Annotated in this window: 4 protein-coding genes; 3 read left to right on the plus strand and 1 reads right to left on the minus strand. The window is 56.6% G+C overall.

Features of this window, described 5'->3' with window-relative positions; all coding sequences use genetic code 11:
• Positions 1–605 precede the first annotated feature (605 nt).
• The 3 genes from FS320_RS39700 to FS320_RS39710 all read left to right on the plus strand — a co-directional run bounded on the left by FS320_RS39700 (position 606) and on the right by FS320_RS39710 (position 2,935).
• Entirely contained in the window at positions 606–1,442 is an 837-nt protein-coding gene (locus FS320_RS39700) for a flagellin N-terminal helical domain-containing protein (protein WP_152717922.1), read from the plus strand.
• Between the two features lie 82 nt (positions 1,443–1,524).
• Positions 1,525–2,088 (plus strand): hypothetical protein, encoded by a 564-nt coding sequence (locus tag FS320_RS39705; protein ID WP_152717925.1) that lies wholly within the window; start codon positions 1,525–1,527, stop codon positions 2,086–2,088.
• A 61-nt stretch (positions 2,089–2,149) separates the two neighbouring features.
• Positions 2,150–2,935, plus strand: a complete 786-nt coding sequence (locus FS320_RS39710; protein WP_152717926.1) for a DUF1217 domain-containing protein — start codon at positions 2,150–2,152, stop codon at positions 2,933–2,935.
• A gap of 642 nt (positions 2,936–3,577) precedes the next feature.
• Here the strand turns inward: FS320_RS39710 and FS320_RS39715 are convergent.
• Positions 3,578–3,957 (minus strand): transposase (locus FS320_RS39715; protein ID WP_152711663.1); only part of this gene is annotated, 380 nt, incomplete at its 5' end.

Here is a 3,957-nt window from a genome sequence, read left to right on the forward strand (position 1 = left end):
CAGGCGCCCACCGTCGAAAGCAGCGGTGATCTTCTTGCGGCCAACGGCTGGAAACGGGAAGGTGGCAGGTGTATCGTCCGGCATGGCGAGTGTGGCACAGGGCAATTGGTGGCAGGGATTAGTCTCAACAACCAAATCCTACGCTGCTTCAAGTGCTTAAGCTACACTCGCCAGCCTTCATCAACCTTCCCATGCATAAGAACGGCTAGGTCACCGGCACACGAACGATACTCTTGTTCATCAGAAGCGCTCAGCCTTGGGCTGAGCGCTTTGTCGTTCAGGGCGAGGGGCGACTTTAGTTAACAAACTGTAAACACAAAGTTTTTACGAAAAAATTGTGTTTCTGCTTGACGCGTCGGACGGCCATCAGTAAACAGAAAGCACAAGCACCGCAGACGAAGCGCTCATCGCTTCAGGTGCCTAAGAAAGCACTATGGTACGCCTTCCGATGAAGGCTAGGCATGATGCCAATCCATTTTGCCGGTAAAAGCCCGGATGTCATGTGAGCAGCGGATCGAAATCCTTCGAGGCATGAAGCCACTCCGCTGGGTCGGTTAAACTCCGACATTCCCTGAAAAATCTCAAATCATTCAAGGAAGAAGCACATGTCTTCGATTCTTACGAACTCCAGCGCTCTCACCGCTCTCCAGAACCTGAACAACACCCAGCGTTCGCTGAGCAAGACCCAGAGCGAGATCTCGACGGGTCTGAAGGTTGCGAGCGCCGCCGACAACTCGACCAACTGGTCCGTCTCGACTCAGATGAAGTCTGACAACAGCGTCCTTGGAACGATCAAGGCTTCGTTGAAAGACAATGCTGCAATCATCAAGGCAACTGATGCTGTCGTGCAGCAAATTACCACGACGATCACTGACATCAAGACGCAGTTGGCTCAGGCTGCCGATAATGAGACCGGTGATTATGCCGAAATCAACAAGTCGCTCGCCGGTCTTGCGAACACCTTGACAGGCCTTATGAAAGGTGCGTCCTATAACGGTGTGAATCTGCTTGACGGAACGACTGCCACACTCAATGTCGTTTCCGGACTCCAGGATGGTACTGGCAAGTTCTTGAAGATTGATACCACTCTGACAGAGAGCAATCTGTCGACTAACGCCGATATTGCAAAGCTGACTGCACCTATCGAAATCAATAGCGACACCGACATCGAAACCGCAGCTAAGGCGGCAGACGATGCTCTCGCAGCAGTTCGTGGTCTCGGAGCTGAGCTCGGTGCTGTGCAGAACCAGATCGACGCCCAGACGAAGTTCATCGAGGTTCTCTCCGACTCGCTGACGAATGGTGTGTCTGCCATGGTCGACGCCGACATGAACGAAGCTTCGACCCGCCTGCAGGCTCTGCAGACCCAGCAGCAGCTCGGCGTTCAGTCGCTCTCGATCGCGAACCAGAACAGCCAGATGATCCTGAAGCTCTTCCAGTAAGAGCCTCCTGATCGCTGACGACGAGGCCCCGTCTTGCGAAAGGCGGGGCCTTCTTTTTGGATCGCTCGCGGAACGCTGAGCCATGTTCAAGACATTTCATCGTACGACTGCCCTGGTGCTTGCGAGCATGCTGGGGCTGGTTGTTCCTGACCTTTCCGCTGTTTCAGCAACGACGGGTTCGCTCCGAACCTGGAACTATGCCCTCCAGACCGACCAGAGCGGGCTTCCGAACCGGGCACTGGCGCAGGTCAGGGGAGAGGAGGGAAGCTCGCTCTGGTTCTCCTGCACGAAGGTCGCAGGCGAGGAAGGCGAGCCGCTGCAGGTTGCCCTTGCAGCGACCGTGATGCAGCGCGCCTATCTCGGCCCGAGCGATGCCAAGGGGCGGAGCACGGTCTACTGGTTCGATGACCGCCCGCCGGAGGTCGCCCACTGGGTCTACCGCGACCGCTACGGGCAACTACGGGGCGAAGGCGAGGTCATGGGCTTCGTGGCAAGCCTCGCGACAGCACAGACGCTTATCGTGGAGCTTGCGAACTACCGCCTCGAGCCGCAAAGCGTGAAGTTTGCCCTCGCGCCCGACGAAACAAAGACGATAGCCGAGAGGTTCTCGAAGGATTGCCGGACCATCGCAACGGCGAAGGATTAGCGTGGAACGAGCGGCCGCGAGCGTCGATCCGAGAGAGGTCCATCGCCCTTAGGAGTGAATCATGATCAGCACGATGACCCGCTACCAGATGTTGCTGACCAACTCGGCGCTGACCAAGACGCTCACCCAGAACGATGCAATGGTCAAGCGCGACACGGAGTATTACCAAGCGAATATCTCGAAGGTGAAGAGCATAGACGACTTCGTAAAGGATTACCGTCTTTTCAGCTATGCCATGAAGGCCTACGGCCTCGAGGACATGATCTACGCCAAGGCCTTCATCAAGAAGGTGCTCGCCGAAGGTGTCACGGATACCAAGAGCATGGCGAACAAGATGACCGATACGCGCTACAAGGAATTCGCCGCAGCGTTCGACTTCGCCGCCAAGGGCGACAAGGCGACATCTGCGAGCAGCGCGACCACGGACGTTGTCAGCCGATTCTACCAGCAGACCCTTGAGAACAAGGAGGGCGAGCAGAACGAAGGCGTGAGGCTTGCGCTTTATTTCAAGCGCAAGGCATCCGGTGTCACGACCACGATGGGATTGCTGGCAGACAAGGCGCTTCTGAAGTTCGTGCAGACGACATTCAACATCCCTACAGGCGCATCCAAGGCGGATCTCGACCTGCAGGTCCGTAACCTGGAAAAGCATATCAACATCAAGGATCTGCAGGATCCGAAGAAGGTTGATAAGCTTATCCGGCGGTTTAGCGCCATGTGGGACATGAACAACGCCAGTGCAACGGACGTTGCGCCGGTGCTGACCCTGTTTTCGGAGCCTGCGGAAGCGGGCATCAGCGTCGATCTCATGATGAGCATCACAAAGCTCAGGCTTGGCGGTACGTAGTCGCCTCAGTGCGTCAGTTCTGGGAGGAACAAATCAGCGCCAAATTCTTCTCAGCTAGAGGCGTTTCTAGATTCGCTATGATTGGCTCTCAGACGTGCTGGAGATTCGACAGCCCGAGCGTCAGACGATCGGGTTTGGCCGGGTGCCCCTGAGATCGGCCGAAGCGCGAGCGCTTGGTCAATTTGCTCTCGGCTCATCAGGCCTGCAGGCTACAACGGCTCGTGACACCGGGCGAGGATTTGATCGAAAGGGCTGCGGTAGAGATTGCCGTCACTCGGCACCGCTGCCTTGAGCCCCGTGGTAAAGTATTGGGTTTGAGCGAGTCGGCCTCCGGAGCCAGCATTTCCACGATGTTTCGCAAAATCGAAGTATCTGTCAGCCCCAGTCAGTCGAGGGATGTCCAGGCGCACTTGAAGTAGGGAATTCAAGTGCCACTCGCAACAGCATTCATGCGCGAGTTTCGATAACTTCAGACCGATGGATCTGGACGAATGGCGCATCATCACATGTGAGAATCCCTTCACGTGCGTGCCTTCAATATTGCCCGTCCCAAACCTTCATGAAAGCAATCCAGAGGATATTCTGACAATCACGAAACTGGAGGGGTTTGTCGGAATGTTGTTCTTTGAGGCTGGTGAGCAATTATCTTTCCTTTCGCGTGAGGCGACGCAGCAGGATGCGGCTCATGGCGAGATAGAGCAACATCTCGCCGGTCTCGACCAAGCGTTCGTAGTCCTTGGCGAGCCGCCGGTTGGTGGTGAGCCAACCGATGGTCCGCTCGACAACCCACCTGCGTGCGAGCACCTGGAAGCCACTCGGTCGCGTCGGCGGCTCCGCGTCAGCCCGCATCCAGGTTCCGCCGCTCCACCAATGCTGCGGGATGGATAATCTCCAGCTCAGGGCCTTCTGGAGCCAGTCCTTCAGCCCACGATAAGCCGTGTCGGCCCACATCAACTCAATGGCCGGAAACAGATTCTGCAGACCCTCCAGCAGGAGTTCGGCTCCGGCGCGGTCATGGAGGT

It is taken from the genome of Microvirga tunisiensis (assembly GCF_009296175.1).
Classification (GTDB): Bacteria; Pseudomonadota; Alphaproteobacteria; order Rhizobiales; family Beijerinckiaceae; genus Microvirga; species Microvirga tunisiensis.

What these genes read in the sequence shown, in the direction of transcription:
- FS320_RS39700 (WP_152717922.1), top strand. Translation starts at nt 606, where the DNA reads ATGTCTTCGATTCTTACGAACTCCAGCGCTCTCACCGCTCTCCAGAAC.
- FS320_RS39705 (WP_152717925.1), top strand. Translation starts at nt 1,525, where the DNA reads ATGTTCAAGACATTTCATCGTACGACTGCCCTGGTGCTTGCGAGCATG.
- FS320_RS39710 (WP_152717926.1), top strand. Translation starts at nt 2,150, where the DNA reads ATGATCAGCACGATGACCCGCTACCAGATGTTGCTGACCAACTCGGCG.